This window comes from Streptomyces sp. NPDC057900 (assembly GCF_042887885.1).
Taxonomy (GTDB): Bacteria; Actinomycetota; Actinomycetes; order Streptomycetales; family Streptomycetaceae; genus Streptomyces.
The window spans coordinates 99,634-120,196 of sequence record NZ_JBHVOI010000005.1; the positions used below are offsets into that span (position 1 = coordinate 99,634).

Sequence of the window (20,563 nt, forward strand, 5' to 3'; positions counted from 1 at the left end):
ACGCCGCCTCATTCGCGTCCACGTTGCAACGGTGAAAGGGCACCCCGTGACGACCGAGTCCTCCCGCTGGTTCAAGTCCTCCTACAGCAGCAACGGCGGCGCCTGCGTTGAGATCGCAGCCAACCTTGCCGTCTCACGCGGCGTCGTCCCCGTCCGTGACTCCAAGGATCTGCGCGGCCCGGTCCTAGACGTTCCCGCCCACGCGTTCACCGCCTTCGTGGCGGGCGTCAGGGCCGGAGACTTCGGCACCGTCTGAGCAAGCCATCCGGCGCCGCCCCATCGTGTCCCGCGCGGTGGGGCGGCGCTGTGACCAGCCGGGCTGCCAGCGGCCCCGCGACGGTCGGGGCCGGTACACCGTGACCCGGCGGTCGTGTTCGCTGACCTCGGAGCAGCGGATGAAGCGCTCCCTGAGCATGCGCCATTTGGTGCGGTCGCGATCCGTGTGGGCGGACGGTGTGCCGTCGTCGCTGACGACCAGGATGCGGTCCACCATCAGCATCGCCGCCGCTATCTGCGCCGGGGTGCCCTCCACTCCGTTCATGGTGCTGGATTCCAGAGGGTCCCGGACCAGTGCCAGATCCCTGAGCCCGGCGAACGCGGCGGGCGAGACGAGGGCGGTGTCACGGCGTGCCGCAGGGATGTACAGCACCCCGTCGCCCGCCTCGCGAACCGTTGCGACATCCTCGGCCGTGGCGAGTACGTCGTCGATCCGGCCGGCCGGGGCGCGCAGTGACAGCTGGACGGGGAGCAGTCCGAGGAAGGCGAGGGCCGTGACCGCGACGATCAGCCGTCGTGGCGTTGTGCGCAGGCGGAGCGCGAGGCCCCGGCACGCGGCGCCGATGAGCAGGGCGAGCCCGAGGTAGCTGAACAGGACGTAGCGGGCCAGGTAGGCGGGGTGGATCAGTGACGCGGCGAGCAGCAGGAGTGGGGGTACGGCGAGCAGGGGTGCGGCCACCGCTGTGAGCGCGGCCCGGTCGCGGCGGGGCGCGCCGAGGGCCTTCCCGGGCCGGGCGAGCCGGGCGCAGAGGCCGCCCGCTAGGAGGGTCGGCAGGAGGCCGAGCAGGGTGCTCGGGCGGACCGGGGGTATCCAGGCGACCTGCCCCGTCTGGGACTTGCTCGCCACGATGAGGGGGAGCGTGCCGAGCCCGGCGGCGCAGGAGGCGGCTCCCCAGCGCAGGACGGTCGCGCGGGGCGCACGGATCAGGGCGAGTGTCACGGCGTGCGCGGGCAGCAGCAGGAGCGAGAACCAGTTGAGCAGCCCGGCCAGCAGCACGGTCGTGCCGTACGCCGCCCAGAGCCCCGCGCCACGCCTGCCGCCTGTCGCACCTGTCGCACCGGTCGTATCGGACGCACCGGTCGCACCGGTCGCGTCCATCGCCTCGACCAGCAGCAGGCAGGCGAGCGCCGCACATGCTGTGACCAGCGCGTACGAGCGTCCCTCCTGCGCGTACTGCTGCACCGCGGGGATCAAGGAGAACGCCAGGCCCGCCGCCAGTCCCGTGCACGGGTCGGCCAGCCGGGCGCCCAGGAGGGTGATCACGGCGGCGGCGCCCGCCATGGCCAGGACGGAGGGCAGTCGCAGTGCGAGGAGGTTGTCCCCGAAGACGGCGAAGATGCCGTGCGCGAACAGGTAGTAGAGGCCGTGCACGACCTCGGCCGTGTCCAGCAGGTGCCACATCTCCGGGATGCTCCGGTGGGCCACCTGCCATGTCGCCGCTTCGTCGCGCCACATGCTGTCCTCGCGGGTGATTCCCCACAGCCCGAGTAACAGGCTCAGGGCCGCTGGACCGGCCGCGAGTGTTGATTTCGGCATGGCGAAGCTCCGGCTCGGCGTGAGGCGTGAAGGGGGAGTTGACCGGTGGCCCTGACCGTTGCCGGAGGGCTCCGGATACCTTCAGCACGCTAAGCGGCGGTGGTGATCGGGGTCGTCACCTGCGCTGACGAGCCAGGGGGCCGCCGCAGGAGCTACGCGAGGTGCGGCCCGGGTCCGTCGCAGGTGCTACGCCGGGGCCTGCGTCGGCCGCGCGACCTACTCCCTGGTGCCTGGAGTCCGGTTCCGGTTCGTGCCCGGGCGGTTTCGTTCGGACCGTCGAGCGGACTTTCGTCGGTACCTGTGACGCGGCTCCAGTCATCGGGCCGGCCGCTTCCTGGTGGCCACAGCCCCGTACGCCCTGGCGGCTGCCGGGTCGATCGCCGCCGCCGGGCTGACCACCGCCGTGGCAGACACCGCGCGTGGCGGGAGCGCGGCCGGTACGAGCCTTCTCGGCGCAGCGGTGTACGTGACCGTGCTGGCGGCCGGAGCCATGGCCTGTCTGGGGCGCTGGTCGATGTCCCGGGTGCTGGGGGCGCTGCCCCTCGTGGCGCTGCTCGCGGGGGTCCAGGGTTCCGCCTGGCTGATCCCGCTGATGGCCCTGGTGGTGGTGATGCCCGCAGCGGTCGTGCCGGGAAGGATCGACCGCCGACTGGCCTCGGTCTACGCCGCCATCACCTGGCTGCCTTCCCTCTACGCGGCCCTCTCGGGCGACAGCGACTTCTTCCTCGGGATGATCCAGCAACTCGGTCCCGTCATGCTGCTGATCGCCATCCGCGCCGCGATCCCGGGAGTCCGTCCCCGGCACATCTTCGCGATCCTGGTGGCCGGTGCGCCATGGGTCACGACGGCTACAGGCTCACCGATCGGTGCTGCCATTGTCATCACAGTCCTCGCCGTGGCCTGGGGAGTCGGCCGGCTGTCCCGTAGGCGACTCCAGGTCACCACCTAATACCCCAGCCCGACTTCGTGCCGGTCGGCGGATGATGTTCGACCAGGCCATGGCCCGGATCGCGGGCCGCTTCGACGAGCGGGCCGGCCATGTCCGGCTCGGACCGATGTGGCGCCTGCTGCGTTATGCCTGTTGGGACGCTGATGCCGTCCGTGACGACCGACGCGGCTGCGCCGTCGGCCCCTTCCCGGACAGCCGGTTCCACGCTCACCCGCGAGGCGTGTCTGCGGCCGGCTCAGCGGATCGTTGGAGCTGGTGGCGCGACCACTTCGCGCAGCTCGGCAGCTGCCTGAGCCATGAGTTGAGCGAGAGTGGTGTCCGGCTCGGCCAGCCAGCGGGGGATGGCGCGTCGGTGGATCGCCAGCACCACGTCGATGATGAAGCGTGCTTTTCCGGGCGCGACGCCGCGGCGCTCAAGCGCCGGTGCCAAGGCTTCGGCGATGTCGGCGAGCTTGATCAGATCGCGCTCGGCCAGCGCCGGGTTGGCGGCGATCACTCTTCCACGGCGCTGCAGGAACTCGCGTGGACGGAAGATCTCCTCCGCGGTTCCCAGCGCGGTCAGCAGCGTCTCGATCGGCGTGAGGTCCGGGTCGGCCGCCTCGACCTGGGCGACGAGGTGAGCTTCGAGTTCGTTGCCGGCGAAGAGGACTTCCCGCTTGTCGGGGAAGTAGCGATAGAAGGAGCGCTCCTTCAGACCGGCGGCGCCTGCGATCTGCGCGACCGAGGTGCGCTCGAACCCCTGCGTCTCGAACAGGTCGAGCGCCGCACGTTCGAGCCGGCCCTGTGCATCGGATTCCCATCGCGGCATGCCCATCAGTGTACGACAACAGAAGCTGTCATCAGCTGGTACGGTCGATGACAACAGATGCTGTTATCACTCGGGAGATCGTCATGAAGGCTCTGCAATTCGACCGGTTCGGTTCGCCGGACGTGATCGTGCTCCGCGATGTCCCGCAGCCGGAGCCGGGACCCGGCCAGATCCGGATCGCTGTGCGGGCGTGCGGCCTGACACCGGCCGACTGGCATGTCGTCGACGGTCTCCTCGCCGACCATCTGCCGCCGCTGCCGCGCGGGCTCGGCCTTGAGGTCGCGGGCACCGTCGACGCGCTCGGCGAGGGCGTCACCGGCGTTCGGATCGGCGATCGCGTGTTCGGCCCGGCCTCCTTCGACGGCCCGACGGCTGGCGCCGCCGAGTACGCGCTGTTGCCGGCCTGGGCGCGCATTCCCGAGGGCGTCACCGCCGAGCAGGCCGCCGCGCTGCCGATGGCGGCCGAGACGGCGTGGCGCGCGCTCGACGACCTCGGCGTCCAGCCGGGTGAGCTGCTGCTCGTCCACGGCGCGGGCACCACCGTGGGCGAGGCGGCGGTGCGCTTCGCGCTGCACCGGGGTATCCGGGTGATCGCCACAGTCGGACCGACACGGGCCGCCGCCCTGAAAGAGATCGGCGCCCAGGTGACCACCTACGGCGAGGGCATGGCCGAACGCGTCAGCTCACTGACCCAGGGCGCCGTGGACCGCGCCCTGGACGCCACGCCGACCGGGGGCCGGATCGACCGCGCCGACCAGCCCAGCCCGGCCGGCGGCTCGCTGCCGACCTTGATCGAGCTGACCGGGGATCCCGACCGTGTCCTCACCGTCTCGGACTTCGCCGCCGCAGCCGAACTGGGCGTCCGGATCACCACCGAAATCCGCTACGACCGGATGAATGAGTTCGCCAGGCTCGCCGGCGAAGGCGTCCTGGTGGTACCGGTCGCCCGCACTTACACCCTCGACCAGATCCAGGAAGCGGCCAAGCTCAGCCAATCCCGCCGCCCCGGCGGCAAACTCATGCTCGTCCTGTGATCACCTCGCTGGCTTGGTCGGGCGAAAGGAGTCCACACACCCCGGTGATCACAAGGTGACCGCACCTGTTCCCGACCAGGGTCCCTGTAAGCAGTGGTGGTCTTCTCGTCGCGAGTGGCGAGGCCCTGCCACCGCCCCCCGTCTACGCGCCCGCGCCCGGGGCGGGACCCCTGTCGCCGTCCTCGTCGCCCTGGCCCCGGCCCCCGCCCGGCTCGTCCGCCGGAAGCTCCGCCGTCACCACGAAGCCGCCGCCCGGACCCGGTCCCGCCTCCAGGGAGCCGCCCGCTGCCGCCAGCCGTTCGGTGAGGCCCTTCAGGCCGGTGCCGCCGATGCCCGGGGTGGGCGCTGCGGCTGTGGTGCGGCCGTCGTCGGTCACCGTCAGGCGGACCCGGTCCGGGGTGCCGTCGATCACGAAGGCGCAGGCGGTGGCGGTGGAGTGGCGCAGGACGTTGGTGACGGCCTCCCGTGTCACCCAGCCCAGCAGCGCCTCCGCCTGCGGGGAGAGCGGCGGGCCGGAGCGGCGGACCGTGGGTTCGATGCCGGCGGCGATCAGCGCGGACCTGGCCCGGTCCAGCTCGGTGGCCAGGCTGCCCTCGCGGTAACCGGTGACCGCCTCGCGGATCTCGGTGAGCGCCTGCCTGCCCACCGACTCGATGTCGGCCACCTGCTGGAGCGCCTGGTCCATGTCGTGCGGGGCGAGCCTGCGGGCGGCCTCCGACTTGACGACGATCACCGAGATCGTGTGGCCCAGCAGATCGTGCAGATCGCGGGAGAAGCGCAGCCGCTCCCTCTCCACGGCGCTGCGGGCCAGTTCCTGCCGGGTGGAGCGCAGCTCCATCACCGTCTCCGACAGGGTGAGCAGCGCGGCCGTCACCGCACCGGAGATGAAGGTGCCGTACGCCAGTGTCCACGGGGTCCCGGTGCTGTCCTCACGCCAGACCGACACCACGCACGCGGTCACGGCGAGCACGAGCAGAGCGCCCGCCAGCCACTGCTTGCGCAGGATGGTCCCGCAGGCCAGCGAGAGCAGCGGGAAGAACAGCAGCCAGCTGCCGCCGTACCCGGCCGCGAGCCCCACCGTGATGGCTGCCAGCGCGGCGAGCATCATGTACGTCACGCGGCTCTCGCGTGACTCCTTGTGGAAGCCCCGGAACACCAAGGAGACGTAGAGGGAGTTGAACGCGAAGAGACCGATGCCGCCGACCCAGGGGTTGGGGCTCTCGCCCTGGAACAGATTGGAGAAGGCGCCGAGGCCGAGCAGCAGCCAGGGAAGCAGCACGTAGGGCCCGGGAGGCCCCGGACGCCGGTGCTCCCTGAGCCACGCCCGTCGCTCCGCACGTCGCCTGCGCCGTGCCTCGCGCGCTTCCGATCGGTTCCCGAACATGCTCACTCCTGTCACACGGTCCTCGCGGACCGACGGTACGAGACCACGGCGTACCCGCCGAACAGCAACAGCCACCCGGCGAGTACGCCGACGGTCGCTGCGCCGGGCGCGTGGCCCTCGGTCGCGGCCCAGCCGAGTTCGGCGAACCGGTTGGCGGGGGTGAACCCGCCGATGGAGCTCAGCCAGTCGGGGAGCAGCTCCAGCGGGAACCACAGCCCGCCGACGATCGCGAAGCCCATCAGACAGGCGACGTTGACCACGCCGGTGCCCTGCGGGGTCAACCGGTAGCCGTTGCCGATGCCGAGCAGGGTGAAGGGCAGCGCGCCGATCCACAGCAGCAGGACCAGCGCGGCCCACTGCCAGGCAGCCAGCTCGACCCCGTTGACCAGCCCGCCCGCCAGCAGCACCGTCAGGATCGTCGGAAGCACCGTCACCGAGCCGCTGATCGCGCGGCCCACGACCGCCTGCGCCGGGGAGAGCGGAGTGACCCGCAACTGCTGGAGCCAGCCGAGCGACTTGTCGGACGAGACCCCCGTACCGATCGCCATCGCGGAGCCGAGCGCCCCGTACGCGGCCATGCCGACCATCGAGCCGGTCTTCCAGTCGCCGTCGCCTCCGCCGCCGCCGATGTTGGTGAAGAGGAGATACATCATCACCGGCATTCCGGAGCCGAAGAGCAGGAAGAAGCCGTCGCGCAGGGTCCGGCGGATTTCGAGCAGTATGTACTGGAACATCAGACGGTCTCCTTCTGGCTCTGCGGGGCTGCGGACGGTTGCGCGGTGAGGGAGAGAAAGGCGGTCTCCAGCGTGGCGGGGGAGACCTGGAGGCTCCGGATCAGGCCCCGCCGGGCCAGCTCCACGACGGTGGCGTCCGAATCGGCCGTGCGCAGCAGCGCCCGGTCCCCGGTCACCTCGACGGTGGCCACGCCGGGCAGCAGCTCAAGGCCCTCGGTGGGCCCGCCCGCCAGGTCGAACGAGACCAGGTGCAGGCCGGCCGCCTCCTTGATGGAATCGGCGCTGCCGTCCGCGACGATCCGGCCCCGGTCGATGACGACGATCCGGTCGGCGTTCTCGTCGGCCTCCTCCAGGTAGTGGGTGGAGAAGATCACCGTGTTGCCGCGCCTGGCGTAGGCCTTCATGGAGTCCCAGAAGCCGCGCCGGGCCTCCACGTCCAGCGCCGCCGTCGGCTCGTCCAGCACGATGAGTTCCGGGTTGCCGGCCAGCGCGACGGCGAACCGGACGCGCTGGAGCTGGCCGCCGGAGAGCTTGTCGATCCGCCGGTTCGCGTACTCCGCGACGCCCGCCAGGTCCAGCGCCTCACCGATCGGCATCGGGCGCGGGTAGGTGGAGGCGACGAAGGCGATCAGCTCGCGGACGGTCACCCGGGGGATGGGCTGCCCCTCCTGGAGCATCGCCCCGATCAGACCGGCCCGGACCGCCTGGTCCGGGGTGCGGCCCAGCACCTGGACGCTGCCGGAGTCCGGCTCGTCCAGGCCGAGCAGCAGGCTGATGGCGGTGGACTTCCCGGCGCCGTTGCGGCCGAGCAGCGCGACCGTCTCACCCCGCTCGACGGTCAGCCCGATCCCGTCCACGGCCCGTACGCGCTCCTCGCCCCGGCCGAAGGCCTTGACCGCCCCGGTGAAGACCACCGCGGTCCCGTTCCCCGTTGTTGATTTCATGAACATGACGCTACGGAGGTGGGGCGCGGTCCCGGCAGAGGCGCATGTACGGACTCCGTGATGACAAATGTCATCGGCGGACAGGACGGCCCGGCCGCGCCGCGATCGGCCGGATCGCTTCGGGACAAGGTGATCTGACGACACGTCAGCAGTCTTCACAACTGCTGGGCGCTGCGTTATACATAGGGCCACCGGCTAGAACGCGTTCTAGAACGGACGCGGCTTCCGGTCCCGCACGACCTCGGTGCGGCCGACGGTGCGGAAGGCCGCGCCGAGGTCTTCCCACCATCAAGGAGCAGCTCTCCCATGCCCATTGATGCCGCAGAGGCGGTTGCCGCCGAACCCCGCTCGACCTCGATCAGCTGGGACCACAAGGACGTCCAGCTCTACCACCTGGGCCTCGGGGCGGGTACGGCCCCCGGCCGGCCGGACGACGCCACCGACCCGGACGAGCTGCGCTACACGCTGGAGTCCCGGCTGCACGTCCTGCCGAGCTTCGCCACCGTCGCGGGCGCCGGCCTCGCGATGGCCGGCGGCCTCGCGGCGCCCGGGATCGACGTCGACCTCGCCGCCGTACTGCACGGCGGTCAGTCCGTACGGCTGCACCGGCCGATTCCGGTTCGGGGCAACGCCGTTCAGACCTCGAAGGTCGCCGCCGTGTACGACAAGGGCAAGGCGGCCGTGCTCGTCCTGCGTACCGAGGCCGCCGACGACGACGGCCCGCTGTGGACCAACGACGCACAGATCTTCGTGCGCGGCGAGGGCGGCTTCGGCGGCGAGCGCGGCCCGTCGCAGCGGCTCGCCGTCCCGGACCGCGAACCGGACCGGGTGGTGGAGCGGCCGGTCCGGGCCGATCAGGCGCTGCTCTACCGGCTCTCCGGTGACTGGAACCCGCTGCACGCCGACCCGGAGTTCGCCAAGCTGGCCGGCTTCGAGCGGCCGATCCTGCACGGACTCTGCACCTACGGGATGACGCTCAAGGCGGTGGCCGACACCCTGCTGGACGGCGAGGTGTCCCGGATCGCCTCGTACAGCACCCGGTTCGCCGGGATCGTCTTCCCCGGCGAGACCCTCCGCATCCGGATGTGGGCCGATGAGGGCCGGGTCCAGGTGCAGGTGACCGCCGCGGAACGCGACGACGCCCCCGTCCTCGCGGACACGCTCGTCGAACACTCCTGAAGCACGTACCGCACGTACCGCACGCACTTATGTACCCGCACGTACCGCACGCACCCTTACGCACCCGCACGTACCGACCCCGAGGGGAGCCGCACCATGCGCGCAGCCGTACTGCACGAGACCGGCCAGGACAAACTCGAAGTCCTCGACGACGTCGAGGCGGTGGGCTTCGGCCCCGGCAAGGTCAGGCTCCGCATCCGGGCCACCGGGCTGTGCCACTCCGACCTGTCCGCGATGAACGGGGTGCTGCCGCAGCCCGCCCCCTTCGTCCCCGGGCACGAGGGCGCCGGTGAGGTGCTCGACGTCGGTGACGGGGTGACCGGGCTCAGCGCCGGGGACCGGGTACTCGTCTGCTGGCTGCCCGCCTGCGGCGCCTGCGCGTCCTGCAAGCGCGGCCAGACGCACCTGTGCCTGGCCGGATTCATGAACGCGGGCACCCCCAACTTCAAGCGCCCCGGCGGTGACGTCTTCGGCTTCGCGGGCACCGGCACGTTCACGGAAGAGGTCGTCGTCGGCGCGGACTGCGCGGTCCCGATCCCCGACGACGTGCCGTTCGAGATCGCCGCCCTGATCGGCTGCGGCGTCACCACCGGACTCGGCGCCGCGATCAACACCGCGCAGGTGGAGGCCGGTTCCTCGGTGGCCGTGATCGGCTGCGGCGGGGTCGGCATCTCCGCGATCCAGGGCGCCAGGGTGCGGGGCGCCGCCCAGATCATCGCCGTGGACCCGGTGGAATCCAGGCGCGAGGCGGCGCTGCGGTTCGGCGCGACGGAGGCGGTCTCGCCCGAGGCGTTCGCCGACGCCAAGGCGCGCGTCACCGCGGGCGAGGGCTTCGACTACGTCTTCGAGGTCGTCGGCAAGTCGGTCACCGCCCGCACCGCGTACGAGAACACCCGGCGCGGCGGCACCCTCTGCGTCGTCGGCGCGGGCGCCATGGACGACAACTTCCAGGTCAACATGTTCGAGCTGTTCTTCGACGAGAAGCGCATCCTGCCCTCCATGTACGGGGGAGGGGACGTGCTCCGGTCGTACGAGCGGGCCATCGCGCTCTGGCGGGCCGGCCGCATCGACCTCGAATCGATGATCACCCACCGGGTGCGGCTCGACGGCATCAACGACGCCCTCGACCAGATGCGGACCGGTGAGTCGCTGCGTACCTGCATCGAGCTCTGAGCCACCGACGTACCGCCCCGCCCCCTCCCGAGAGGACCCCGAGATCCGATGTCACTTCCCCTGGACGGACTGTCCGCGATCGTCACCGGAGCCGGCCGCGGCCTCGGACGCGCCGAAGCGCTGGAACTGGCGCGGCTCGGCGCGGCCGTCGTCGTCAACGACTACGGGCAGCCGGGCCGCGACGGCTCGGGCGAGGCGTCCGCCGCCCCCGCGGAGCAGGTGGCGGCGGAGATCCGGGCGGCCGGCGGGCGGGCGGTCGCGCACCTCGGTGACGTGTCCGGCCACGAGCAGGCCCGCGCCCTGGTCGAGCTGGCCGTCGAGACATACGGGCAGCTCGACATCCTGGTCAACAACGCGGGCATCCTGCGCGACCGGATGATCTTCTCGATGACCGAGGACGAGTGGGACTCGGTCATCAGGGTGCACCTCAAGGGCCACTTCAACACCACGCACTTCGCCGCCGCGCACTGGCGGTCCCGGTCCAAGGCGGCAGGCGGACCGGTCTACGGCCGGATCGTCAACACCTCCTCGGAGGCGTTCCTGGCCGGTTCCGCGGGCCAGCCCAACTACGCGGCGGCCAAGGGCGGCATCGTCGGGCTGACCACCTCCACCGCGCTGGCCCTGGCCAAGTACGGCGTCACAGCCAACGTCATCTGCCCGCGCGCCCGGACCCGGATGACCGAGGACGTCTTCGCGGGCTTCCAGGAACCGCAGGACGGGGGACTGGACGCGCTCGCACCCGAGCACGTCTCACCGCTCGTCGGCTATCTGGCCTCCCCGGCGGCCGCCAAGGTCAACGGGCAGCTGCTGGTGGTGCACGGCGGGATGGTCGCGATCGTGGAGCGGCCGAAGGTGGCGGCGAAGTTCGACGCGTCGAAGGAGACGTTCTCCTTCGACGAGCTGGACGAGCTGATCTCGCCGTACTACGCGGACCGCCCGCCGAACGAGACGTTCGCGGCGTCGGAGGTGCTCGGCCTGAAGCGGGGTTGAGCGGCCGGCCGCGGGGACACGTAAAGGCGTAAAAGAGTGGGCCCCCGCAGCCGGTCGCGCCGGCTGCGGGGGCCCACCGTTTTCCCCGTATCCCTCGTTGGTGTTCCGGCGGTCAGGCCGCCCTGCTCTCCTCTTCGGAGGTGCGGCGGTGGCGGCCGAGCGGCTGTGCTGCCGAGTCGTCCGGCGCCACACCCCCTCGGTGCTTTCCGGAGCCGCCGGCTTCGGCCCCCGCGCCCGCCCCCGGCGGACGCGTCTGGGTCGTGTCGGTTCGGGCTTCAGACATGTGGGAAGTCACCCCGTTGTGATCGCTTACGTTCTGTCTCCGGGGTCATCACGCCACCGCCACCGGGAAGCGGTCACCGTCGGCAACCGCGGTGCGCGAATACGTCATCCCCCGCCCAACTTTAGACCGGTGGGTCTAGCCAGTGGTGGTACGCCCCACAAGTGGCGCCTGCCCCAGAGGAACCGGCCTACACACAGAAGGAGGCGCCAGGGCCCCGGACGGTTGCATACCGCTTTCCGGATGTCCGGCAGGGGCCCGTACCGCACCCGGCTCCTCGTCGGCCGGTGCCGTCAGGAGCGCCACCGCGCAGGTCGTCTCCCCGTTGGAGTACGGAAGCGCGAGTACGCCCTCGCGGGACCAGACACCGCTGCCCGCCAGCCAGCCCTCCGGTACCGGGAGCTGGTGCAGCCGACGGCCGGCCGGCCGCCACACCCCCAGCCAGCTTCCCGTCGCTCCGTCGATCCGCAGGGCGACCGCGCAGCTCTCCGGCATCAGCATCTGCCCCGGCTGCACGGCGAACGGCGTCACCGCCACATCGGCCGGACGCAGGCACTCCGGGAAGCGCACCGGCAGACAACTGCCCAGCACCCCCCAGCCGAGCCGGTCGTGCCCCGGCGCGTTCGAGCGGATCAGCAGGAGACCGCTGTCCGGGTCCGCGAGCAGCAGCCGGTCGTCGCTGTCCGGCGCGATCTGGAGCAGCGGTGTCATCTCGGCGCCCCGCCCCAGGTCCACCGCGACCGCCTTCACCGGACCGCCCCCCGCCGGTTCCCGGTCCAGGGCCAGCAGCCGGCCGTCCCGGTCCAGCCAGACCCCGCCCGAGCAGCGCCCCGGAAGCTCCGCGATCTGCTCGGGCCCGTTCGGACCGCCCGCCACCAGCCAGAGCCCGGTGGAGTACTCACCGGTGGACAGGGCGTACGCGCTGACGCCGTCCGGTGAGGGCGGCAGCAGGGTCAGCTCTTCGCACTCGACCGCGCCCAGCAGCAGCTCACCGGTGCCGGGGCCGGTCGGGTAGAGCAGCGAGAGGGTGTGCCCGTCCGCGACCCGGCGCCGGATGAGCACCCGCCCGTCGGCCAGCGGCAGCACCTGGGAACCGGCGTCCTCCGGCTGGTTGAGGGGCAGCGGTACGGCGTACGGCTCGGGGCCGTCCAGCGTCCAGCGCTCCGGGAACCAGGCAGTGTCGCACGCGTCACCGCTTTCCGCGGCCTCGGGGTGCGCGGCGGTGAGCCGTGCCGCGTACGCGCCGTTCGCCGTGATGGTGAACGGCGGTGTCGGCAGGACCGTTTCAGCAGTCGGCCGTTCCAGCACCAGTGGCGGGCAGGCCGCCTCCGTCGCCGCGTCCACCGCACCCTTCAGCGCCGTGTCCGCCGGGTCCGCCGCCGGATCCGGGGGCTCCACGGCCCCGGTCGGTTCGTCGGACCCCGGCTCCGCCGGCTCCACCGTCTCGCCGGCTTCGACCGCCGCCGCGGTCCCGTCCTCGATGGCACAGGCAGTCATCGACTCGTCACCTCCGGCCACCGAAGCTAGTTTTCGCACTTCCTGCCGAACAACACGAGACCTGCCACTTCACACATATGGGTGGCGATGCCCGTATTCACCTGAGAGGGAGGGGGTGGGTGTGCTGCGTGATTGGGGCGCGGCTAAGGTTAGGCAGTCCTAAGTCTTGTCTGTGTAAACCGCAACTGGAGCAAGTCATGTCCCTTCGACGCCGCGGCACCGCCGCAGTCGGTCTGGCCGTAGTCGCCGCCCTGTCCCTCTCGGCCTGCGGAAGCGACGACGGCGCGTCGGGCGGCTCCGGCAAGTCCGAGGCCGGTGGCGAGAAGAAGGCCGCGGTCGCGACGGGCGGCAAGGACTTCGGGGACGCGGCGAAGAAGACGGCGGCGTACGGGACCGACGCCCCGGCGGGCACCTTCCCCCGCACCCTCACCCACGCCATGGGCAAGACCGAGCTGAAGGCAGCCCCGAAGCGCGTCGTCGTGCTCGACGTCGGCGAGTTCGACAACGTGGTCTCGCTGGGTGTGAAGCCGGTCGGCTACGCCCCCTCCGAGGGCGACGCGGCCATTCCCTCGTACCTGAAGAAGGACGCGGGCAACCCCAAGAACGTCGGCACGATCAACAACCTCAACCTTGAGGCGATCGCGGGCCTCAAGCCCGACCTGATCCTCGGCAGCCAGCTGCGCGCCGCCGACAAGTACGACGAGCTGTCCAAGATCGCGCCGACCGTGTTCTCCATCCGTCCGGGCTTCACCTGGAAGGAGAACTACCTCCTCAACGCCGCGGCGCTGGACAAGACCGCCAAGGCCAAGTCCGAGCTGGGCGCCTACGAGGCCAACGCGAAGAAGCTGGGCGAGGACGTCGGCCCGAAGAAGCCGACCATCTCGATGGTCCGCTACCTGCCGGACAAGATCCGCCTCTACGCCAAGGCCTCCTTCATCGGCACGATCCTCGACGACGCCGGCCTGCCGCGGCCCAAGAACCAGCAGATCAACGAGCTGGCCGCGGAGATAAGCCCGGAGAAGATCGACGAGGCCGACGCCGACTGGATCTTCACCGGTGTGTACGGCGCACCGAAGGCCACCAAGCGCGACACCACCCAGGCCAACCCGCTGTGGAAGAACCTCACCGCGGTCAAGGAGGGCCGGGCCAAGAACGTCTCCGACGAGACCTGGTACCTGGGCCTCGGCGTCACGGCCGCGAACCTGGTCCTCGACGACCTCCGCGCGGACCTGGTGAAGTAACGATTCATGACCGGCCGCCGGTCCGCCCCTGCGGGGTGCGGCGGCCATGGACTGCGGGGCACGGAGGACAGGTAGCCTTTCCTCCGTGCCCCGTCTGTCTGAAGTCATCTCCGAGCTCGACGCCCTCTGGCCGCCCGAGCGGGCCGAAGGATGGGACGCGGTCGGCACCGTCTGCGGAGATCCGGACGCCGAGGTCGACCGGGTGCTCTTCGCCGTCGATCCCGTCCAGGACATCGTGGACGAGGCGCTGAAGCTCGGCGCCCAGCTGATCGTCACCCACCACCCGCTCTATCTGCGCGGTACGACGACGGTCGCGGCCTCCACCTTCAAGGGCCGGGTCGTGCACACGCTGATCAAGCACGACATCGCCTTGCACGTGGCCCACACCAACGCCGACTCCGCGGACCCCGGTGTCTCCGACGCCCTCGCCGGCGCCCTCGACCTGCGCGTCGAGCGGCCCCTCGTACCGGACCCGACCGACCCCGCCGGCCGTCGCGGTCTCGGCCGGATCTGCACGCTCGGCCAGCCCGAGACCCTCGGTGAGTTCGCCGCCCGCGCCGCCGCCCGGCTGCCCGCCACCGCGCAGGGCATCCGGCTGGCCGGCGACCCGGACGCCCTCGTGCGCACCGTCGCGGTGAGCGGCGGATCCGGCGACAGCCTCTTCGACGCGGTGCGCGCGGCGGGTGTGGACGCCTTCCTCACCGCCGACCTGCGCCACCACCCGGCCTCAGAGGCCGTCCAGCACTCGTCGCTCGGCCTGGTCGATGCCGCACACTGGGCCACCGAATGGCCGTGGTGCGAACAGGCCGCGGCACAGCTCGACGCGATTTCCGACCGCCACGGATGGGACCTGCGGGTCCATGTCTCGAAGCAGGTCACCGACCCCTGGACCACCCACCACTCTTCTGGAGCCCCCAACTGAACGCCGCGCCCGCCGACCAGATCCGACTCCTCGACGTCCAGGCCCTCGACCAGCGCCTCTCCCAGCTCGCGCACAAGCGCGACACCCTTCCCGAGCACGCCGAGATCGAGTCGCTCACCACCGACCTCGCCCAACTCCGCGACCTGCTCGTCGCCTCCACGACCGAGGAGAGCGACACCGCCCGCGAGCAGACCAAGGCCGAGCAGGACGTGGACCAGGTGCGCCAGCGCGCCGCCCGCGACCAGCAGCGGATGGACTCCGGCAGCGTCACCTCGCCCAAGGACCTGGAGAGCCTGCAGCGGGAGATCGTCTCGCTGGCCAAGCGCCAGGGCGACCTGGAGGACGTCGTCCTTGAGGTCATGGAGCGCCGGGAGTCCGCGCAGGAGCGGGTCGCGGAGCTGACCGACCGGGTCGCCGCCGTCCAGGCGAAGGTCGACGACGCGACCGCCCGCCGGGACGCCGCGACGGACGGGATCGACGCGGAGACCGCGACGATCACCAAGGAGCGCGAGCTCGTCGCCGCTTCCGTCCCCGCGGACCTGCTCAAGCTGTACGACAAGCTCCGCGCCCAGCAGGGCGGGGTCGGCGCCGCCCGCCTCTACCAGCGCCGCTGCGAGGGCTGCCGCCTGGAGCTCAACATCACCGAGGTCAACGACGTGAAGGCCGCGTCCCCCGACACGGTGCTGCGCTGCGAGAACTGCCACCGCATCCTGGTCCGCACCGCGGACTCGGGTCTGTAGTGACCCCTGCGCGCCAGTTCGTCATCGAGGCCGACGGCGGCTCCCGGGGCAACCCGGGGCCCGCCGGGTACGGCGCGGTCGTCATCGACCCGGTGACGGGGGAGACGCTCGCGGAGGCGGCCGAGTACATCGGCGTCGCGACGAACAACGTCGCCGAGTACAAGGGGCTCATCGCCGGTCTGCGGGCGGCGAAGGCCCTCGTGCCGGACGCCGCGGAGTCCCCGGGCTCCCCGGACGGTGGAGTGCGGGTGCACGTCCGGATGGACTCCAAGCTGGTCGTGGAGCAGATGTCGGGCCGCTGGAAGATCAAGCACCCGGACATGAAGCCACTGGCGGCCGAGGCCGCCCGGATCCTCCCGGCGTCCGCCGTCACCTACGAGTGGATCCCGCGCGAGCGGAACAAGCACGCGGACCGGCTCGCGAACGAGGCGATGGACGCCGGTAAGCGGGGCAGGCAGTGGGAGCCGTCCTCCTCGACGGCCGCCCTCGACACCCCGCGCTCCTCGGTGGCTGCCGACCTCCCGCCGGTCTCCGGTCCGCCGGCTTCCGTCCCGCCGGTCTCCGGTCCGCCGGGCGACGCGGCGGCCGGAGCGGCGAGGGCCAGGGCGGCGCTGAACCGGCCCGCTCCCGCCGCCACGGCCACTCCGCGGACCGGCTGGGGCGCCCCCGACCTGGGCGCGCCCGCGACCCTCGTGCTGCTGCGGCACGGCGAGACCGCGCTGACCCCCGAGAAGCGGTTCTCCGGCAGCGGCGGCACCGACCCCGAGCTCTCCGCCACCGGCCGCGAGCAGGCCGCACACGCGGCCGAGGCGTTCGCCGCCCGGGGCACCGTGCAGGAGATCGTCAGCTCCCCGCTGCGCCGCTGCCGGGAGACGGCCGGTGCGGTGGCGGTCCGGCTGGGCCTTGAGGTCCGGATCGAGGACGGGCTGCGCGAGACGGACTTCGGCGCCTGGGAGGGCCTGACGTTCGGTGAGGTCAAGGAGCGGTACGGCGCCGATCTGGACGCCTGGCTGGCCTCCGCGAAGGCGGCCCCCACCGGCGGCGGGGAGAGTTTCGCCGAGGTCGCCCGCCGGGTAGCGGCCACCCGCGACCGGCTCGTCACCCGCTACGCGGGCCGCACGGTCCTCACGGTCACGCACGTCACGCCCATCAAGACCCTGGTCCGGCTGGCGCTCGGCGCCCCGCCCGAGTCGCTGTTCCGGATGGAGCTCTCGGCGGCGTCCGTGTCGACGGTGGCGTATTACGCGGACGGCAACGCCTCCGTACGGCTGCTGAACGACACGTCCCACCTGCGGTAGTGGTCATGAGGCCTTCCGGACGGCGCTCGGCCCCATCGGCGGGGGGAAGCCGATGGGGCCGAGGCGGTTCCGGCGGGCTGGGGGATTGCCTGCCGGAACCCGGGTCACCCGGAGTCCGGGTCACGTGTCCCTGAAGGTCTCGTGCCCCGGCTGCCGGGGAGCATGCACGCGAAATCGCGCCAAATGTTCCGTGCCTTTTCCCGCCCTTTTCCTGCCCCGGCCTTTCGTCGCTCAGCCGCGCAGCGCTGCGGCCTCTGCGGCCAGCCGCTCCACCCGGGCCCAGTCCCCGGCCGCCACCGCGTCGGCGGGCACCATCCAGCTGCCGCCCACGCAGCCGACGTTCGGCAGGGCGAGGTACGACGGTGCGGAGGCGAGCGAGATGCCGCCGGTCGGGCAGAACCGGGCCTGCGGGAGCGGGGCGGAGAGGGCCTTCAGATAGGCCGTGCCGCCCGCCGCCTCCGCCGGGAAGAACTTCATCTCGGTGACCCCGCGCTCCAGCAGCGCGACCACCTCCGACGTCGTGGAGACGCCCGGCAGGAACGGCACCCCCGACGCCTTCATCGCGTCCAGGAGGGCGTCCGTCCAGCCGGGGCTGACCAGGAAACGGGCGCCCGCGGCCACGGTGTCGGAGACGTTCCGCGCCGAGATCACCGTGCCGGCGCCGACCACCGCGTCCGGCACCTCCGCTGCGATGGCCCTGATCGCGTCCAGGGCGGCGGCGGTCCGCAGCGTCACCTCGATCGCCGGCAGCCCGCCCGCGACCAGGGCACGGGCGAGCGGCACCGCGTCGGCGGCGTCCTCCAGGACGACGACGGGCACGACGGGGGCAAGGTCCAGCACGGAGGAGGTCATGCCCTCATCCTGCCGCGAAGACCGCACTCCACGCAACGAGCGTTGCGCATGTTGCAACCAGCCCGCGAGCCGGCAAGCCCGCGGGCTCACGGACTCAGTGAATCTCCGTCACCACGACATCGAGCTCCCACGCCCGCCCGGCCCGCGCGGGCGCCTCGGCCTCCACCACGTACCCGAGATCACGCAGGACGCCCACCAGCTCAGCCGGCTCCTTCGGCGCGGCGCCCGACCGGAGGAGATCGCGGACAATCCGGCCCTTCGTGGCCTTGTTGAAGTGGCTGACCACCGACCGCTTCTCCACCCCGTTCACCAGCTGGGAGTGCAGCACCCGCACACTCGCCGTGCGCTCCGCGACCTCGCCCTTCGGCTTCCACGCCGCCGCGTACGCGGACGACCGCAGATCCAGCACGAGGCCGTCCCCGGCCGCCTCCGGCATGACCTCTGCCATCGGCGTGCGCCAGAACGCCCCGAGCGCGCCGAGCCCCGGCAGCTTCACCCCCATCGAGCAGCGGTACGGGGGAATCCGGTCGCCCACCCGGACCGCGCCCCACAGCCCGGAGAACACCAGCAGCGACTTCCCGGCCCGGCGGCGGGCGGCGGTGTCCAGGGACGCCAGGTCCAGCGCGTCGTACAGCACCCCGGTGTAGATCTCCCCGGCCGGGCGGGTGCCGGCCGTCCGCAGCTCGACGTTCTTCGCGATCTCGCCGCGCAGGCCTTCGCTCAGTCCCAGCACCACGCGGGCCTTCTCCTCGTCCGCCACGGACAGCTCCACGAGGGCCTCCAGCACGGCGGCCCGCGACTCGGCCAGACCCGGCAGCGACAGCGACTCGGGCTTCAGAGGTGCTCCCCGCCCCGAGGCGGCCTTTCCTTCGGAGGGCGGCAACAGCACGAGCACGGCGGTTCTCCTTCGTACGAACGGGAAGGGGGACGACGACCGGCGGTGCGGACCGGTCCACGGCTCCCGGCGGTGTCGCCCGGGTCCGTGAAATCCCCTCGCGCCAGCGTACGGGCAGTCCCGCCCACGCCCTTCCCGCGCCCGGGACGCGACCCTTCGCACGCCTTCCCCGCACCTTCTCCGCACGCTCTCCGAGCCGTCTCCGGACCCTTCCCGCCCCCTCTCCGAGCCCTCCCGCGCCCGGGATGCCGCCCGCCCCGCCCCGTCCTACGCTCGGCTCATGCCCCGCCGCCACCTCCACCTGACCGGCGCAGCCGGCACCCCGCTGCGGACGGCCCTGAGCGGGCTGCGCACCGAGCTCGGGCTCCCGGACGACTTCCCGCCCGACGTCCACGCCGAAGCGGCGGAGGCGGCGAGGAACCCGGCGGTCGCCGGACACGAGGACGCCACGGAGCTGCCGTTCCTCACCATCGACCCGCCCACCTCCACCGACCTCGACCAGGCGATGTACCTCGAACGCCGCGCGCACGGCTACCGCGTGCACTACGCCATCGCCGACGTCGCCGCCTTCGTCCGCCCCGGCGGCGCGCTCGACACCGAGGCCCACCGCCGGGTGACGACGTTCTACCTCCCCGACGGCAAGGTGCCGCTGCACCCCACCTCGCTCTCCGAGGGCGCCGCCAGCCTCCTCCCCGGCCGGACCCGCCCCGCCGTCCTCTGGGAGATCGACCTCGACGCCGAGGGCCGCGCCGTCACCACCCGGGTGCGCCGGGCGCTCGTACGCAGCCGCGCCAGGCTCGACTACGCGGGCGTGCAGCAGCGGATCGACGCGGGCACCGCAGAGGAGCCCCTCGCGCTGCTCAGGGACATCGGCACCCTCCGCGAGGAACAGGAGGTCGCCCGCGGCGGCATCTCCCTCAACGTGCCCGAGCAGGAGATCGTCGAGCGGGACGGCGGCTACGGGCTCGAATACCGCGCCCCGCTGCCCGCCGACGGCTGGAACGCCCAGATCTCCCTGCTCACCGGCACGGCCGCGGCCCACCTGATGGCCGAGACCGGAACCGGCATCCTGCGTACGCTCCCGGTCGCCCCGGACGGCGCCGTCGCCCGCCTCCGCCGCTCGGCGGAAGCCCTGCACATCGACTGGCCGCACCACGTCCCGTACGCGCGGATCGTCCGCTCGCTGGACCCGCGCAGGACCGACCACGCCGCCTTCCTCCAGGACTGCACCACCCTGCTGCGCGGCGCCGGATACACCGTCTTCGAACACGGCGAACTGCCCACCCCCGCAGTCCACGCCGCCGTCGCCGACCTCTACACCCACTGCACCGCGCCGCTGCGCCGCCTCGTCGACCGGTACGCCGCCGAACTCTGCGTCGCCGCCGCCGGGGACCGCGAGCCGCCCGAATGGGTCCTGGCCGCGCTGCCCGCCCTGCCGAAGGAGATGGCGGACGGGACCCGGCGGGCCAACACGGTGGAACGCGAGTGCGTGGACCTGGTCGAGGCCGCGCTGCTCAAGGACCGGATCGGCGCGGTCTTCGACGGGTACGTGGTGGACGTGAAGGAACAGGAACCGACCACCGGCACCATCCACATCGACGACCCGGCGATCATCGGCCGGATCGAGGGCGGCACCACGGTCCTGCCTCTCGGGGAACGGCTCCGGGTACGGCTCACGCAGGCGGACCCGGGCACTTCAAAGGTGCTGTTCGCACCCGCCTGAGCGCGCCTCGAACCCGGTCTCGTACGATCGCGCCTTCGACCTCTCCGCCTCCACGCATCCGCCTTCCACGGATCCACCCACGAATCCGCCCCACGAACGAAGGACCG

At 72.1% G+C, this 20,563-nt stretch carries 20 protein-coding genes; 11 read left to right on the forward strand and 9 right to left on the reverse strand.

The window, feature by feature from the left end:
- Positions 1-46 precede the first annotated feature (46 nt).
- Positions 47-256 (forward strand): DUF397 domain-containing protein, encoded by a 210-nt coding sequence (locus ACFVQ0_RS20675; RefSeq protein ID WP_390089996.1) that lies wholly within the window; start codon positions 47-49, stop codon positions 254-256.
- Here ACFVQ0_RS20675 and ACFVQ0_RS20680 read toward each other — a convergent pair.
- Positions 185-1,813, reverse strand: coding sequence for a glycosyltransferase family 39 protein (locus ACFVQ0_RS20680; protein ID WP_390089998.1), 1,629 nt, complete (start codon positions 1,811-1,813; stop codon positions 185-187). The genes ACFVQ0_RS20675 and ACFVQ0_RS20680 overlap by 72 nt on opposite strands.
- A 337-nt stretch (positions 1,814-2,150) precedes the next feature.
- On the opposite strand from ACFVQ0_RS20680, the gene ACFVQ0_RS20685 reads away from it, so the two are divergent.
- Positions 2,151-2,762 carry a hypothetical protein gene (locus ACFVQ0_RS20685; RefSeq protein ID WP_390090000.1) on the forward strand — a complete coding sequence of 204 codons (612 nt, stop codon included), beginning with the start codon at positions 2,151-2,153 and terminating at the stop codon, positions 2,760-2,762.
- A gap of 235 nt (positions 2,763-2,997) precedes the next feature.
- On the opposite strand, the gene ACFVQ0_RS20690 is transcribed toward ACFVQ0_RS20685, so the two are convergent.
- Positions 2,998-3,570: a TetR/AcrR family transcriptional regulator gene (locus ACFVQ0_RS20690; RefSeq protein ID WP_390090002.1), complete on the reverse strand. Its 573-nt coding sequence runs from the start codon at positions 3,568-3,570 to the stop codon at positions 2,998-3,000.
- Positions 3,571-3,653: 83 nt separating this feature from the next.
- On the opposite strand from ACFVQ0_RS20690, the gene ACFVQ0_RS20695 reads away from it, so the two are divergent.
- Complete coding sequence (locus ACFVQ0_RS20695; protein ID WP_390090004.1) at positions 3,654-4,604, forward strand: NADP-dependent oxidoreductase; 951 nt, start codon at positions 3,654-3,656, stop codon at positions 4,602-4,604.
- 142 nt (positions 4,605-4,746) lie between these two features.
- Here ACFVQ0_RS20695 and ACFVQ0_RS20700 read toward each other — a convergent pair whose 3' ends face one another.
- From ACFVQ0_RS20700 to ACFVQ0_RS20710, 3 genes are read right to left on the reverse strand one after another with little or no spacing between them, the layout of a single operon-like run.
- The gene (locus ACFVQ0_RS20700) at positions 4,747-5,988 is read right to left on the reverse strand and encodes a histidine kinase (protein WP_390090006.1); all 1,242 of its coding nucleotides are present in this window, start codon (positions 5,986-5,988) and stop codon (positions 4,747-4,749) included.
- 11 nt (positions 5,989-5,999) lie between these two features.
- Positions 6,000-6,722: an ABC transporter permease gene (locus tag ACFVQ0_RS20705; RefSeq protein WP_390090007.1), complete on the reverse strand. Its 723-nt coding sequence runs from the start codon at positions 6,720-6,722 to the stop codon at positions 6,000-6,002.
- The gene (locus tag ACFVQ0_RS20710; protein WP_390090009.1) at positions 6,722-7,666 is read right to left on the reverse strand and encodes an ABC transporter ATP-binding protein; all 945 of its coding nucleotides are present in this window, start codon (positions 7,664-7,666) and stop codon (positions 6,722-6,724) included. Before ACFVQ0_RS20710 ends, ACFVQ0_RS20705 begins: the two co-directional genes overlap by 1 nt.
- A gap of 306 nt (positions 7,667-7,972) precedes the next feature.
- Between ACFVQ0_RS20710 and ACFVQ0_RS20715 the strand changes: the two genes are divergently transcribed.
- The 3 genes from ACFVQ0_RS20715 (at position 7,973) to ACFVQ0_RS20725 (ending at position 11,008) form a co-directional block, all read left to right on the forward strand.
- Positions 7,973-8,845, forward strand: coding sequence for a MaoC/PaaZ C-terminal domain-containing protein (locus ACFVQ0_RS20715; RefSeq protein ID WP_390090011.1), 873 nt, complete (start codon positions 7,973-7,975; stop codon positions 8,843-8,845).
- A gap of 96 nt (positions 8,846-8,941) precedes the next feature.
- Positions 8,942-10,018 carry a Zn-dependent alcohol dehydrogenase gene (locus ACFVQ0_RS20720; RefSeq protein WP_390090013.1) on the forward strand — a complete coding sequence of 359 codons (1,077 nt, stop codon included), beginning with the start codon at positions 8,942-8,944 and terminating at the stop codon, positions 10,016-10,018.
- A 48-nt stretch (positions 10,019-10,066) separates the two neighbouring features.
- The gene (locus tag ACFVQ0_RS20725) at positions 10,067-11,008 is read left to right on the forward strand and encodes a 3-oxoacyl-ACP reductase (protein ID WP_390090014.1); all 942 of its coding nucleotides are present in this window, start codon (positions 10,067-10,069) and stop codon (positions 11,006-11,008) included.
- Between the two features lie 112 nt (positions 11,009-11,120).
- On the opposite strand, the gene ACFVQ0_RS20730 is transcribed toward ACFVQ0_RS20725, so the two are convergent.
- Positions 11,121-11,291, reverse strand: coding sequence for a hypothetical protein (locus ACFVQ0_RS20730; protein WP_390090016.1), 171 nt, complete (start codon positions 11,289-11,291; stop codon positions 11,121-11,123).
- Between the two features lie 135 nt (positions 11,292-11,426).
- Entirely contained in the window at positions 11,427-12,785 is a 1,359-nt protein-coding gene (locus ACFVQ0_RS20735) for a hypothetical protein (protein WP_390090018.1), read from the reverse strand.
- Positions 12,786-12,982: 197 nt separating this feature from the next.
- On the opposite strand from ACFVQ0_RS20735, the gene ACFVQ0_RS20740 reads away from it, so the two are divergent.
- From ACFVQ0_RS20740 to ACFVQ0_RS20755, 4 genes are all read left to right on the forward strand, one after another.
- Positions 12,983-14,026, forward strand: coding sequence for an ABC transporter substrate-binding protein (locus tag ACFVQ0_RS20740; protein ID WP_390090020.1), 1,044 nt, complete (start codon positions 12,983-12,985; stop codon positions 14,024-14,026).
- 85 nt (positions 14,027-14,111) lie between these two features.
- Entirely contained in the window at positions 14,112-14,948 is an 837-nt protein-coding gene (locus ACFVQ0_RS20745; protein ID WP_390090022.1) for a Nif3-like dinuclear metal center hexameric protein, read from the forward strand.
- Positions 14,945-15,688 carry a zinc ribbon domain-containing protein gene (locus ACFVQ0_RS20750; protein ID WP_390090735.1) on the forward strand — a complete coding sequence of 248 codons (744 nt, stop codon included), beginning with the start codon at positions 14,945-14,947 and terminating at the stop codon, positions 15,686-15,688. Before ACFVQ0_RS20745 ends, ACFVQ0_RS20750 begins: the two co-directional genes overlap by 4 nt.
- A complete protein-coding gene (locus ACFVQ0_RS20755; protein WP_390090024.1) occupies positions 15,688-16,986 on the forward strand; it encodes a bifunctional RNase H/acid phosphatase in 1,299 nt (432 codons plus the stop codon). The genes ACFVQ0_RS20750 and ACFVQ0_RS20755 overlap by 1 nt, the downstream gene beginning before the upstream one ends.
- A gap of 231 nt (positions 16,987-17,217) precedes the next feature.
- On the opposite strand, the gene eda is transcribed toward ACFVQ0_RS20755, so the two are convergent.
- A complete protein-coding gene (gene eda, locus ACFVQ0_RS20760) occupies positions 17,218-17,838 on the reverse strand; it encodes a bifunctional 4-hydroxy-2-oxoglutarate aldolase/2-dehydro-3-deoxy-phosphogluconate aldolase (RefSeq protein WP_327336617.1) in 621 nt (206 codons plus the stop codon).
- A 94-nt stretch (positions 17,839-17,932) separates the two neighbouring features.
- A complete protein-coding gene (gene yaaA / locus ACFVQ0_RS20765) occupies positions 17,933-18,733 on the reverse strand; it encodes a peroxide stress protein YaaA (protein ID WP_390090026.1) in 801 nt (266 codons plus the stop codon).
- A 280-nt stretch (positions 18,734-19,013) separates the two neighbouring features.
- On the opposite strand from yaaA, the gene ACFVQ0_RS20770 reads away from it, so the two are divergent.
- The gene (locus ACFVQ0_RS20770; RefSeq protein WP_390090028.1) at positions 19,014-20,456 is read left to right on the forward strand and encodes an RNB domain-containing ribonuclease; all 1,443 of its coding nucleotides are present in this window, start codon (positions 19,014-19,016) and stop codon (positions 20,454-20,456) included.
- Positions 20,457-20,563: the final 107 nt, after the last annotated feature.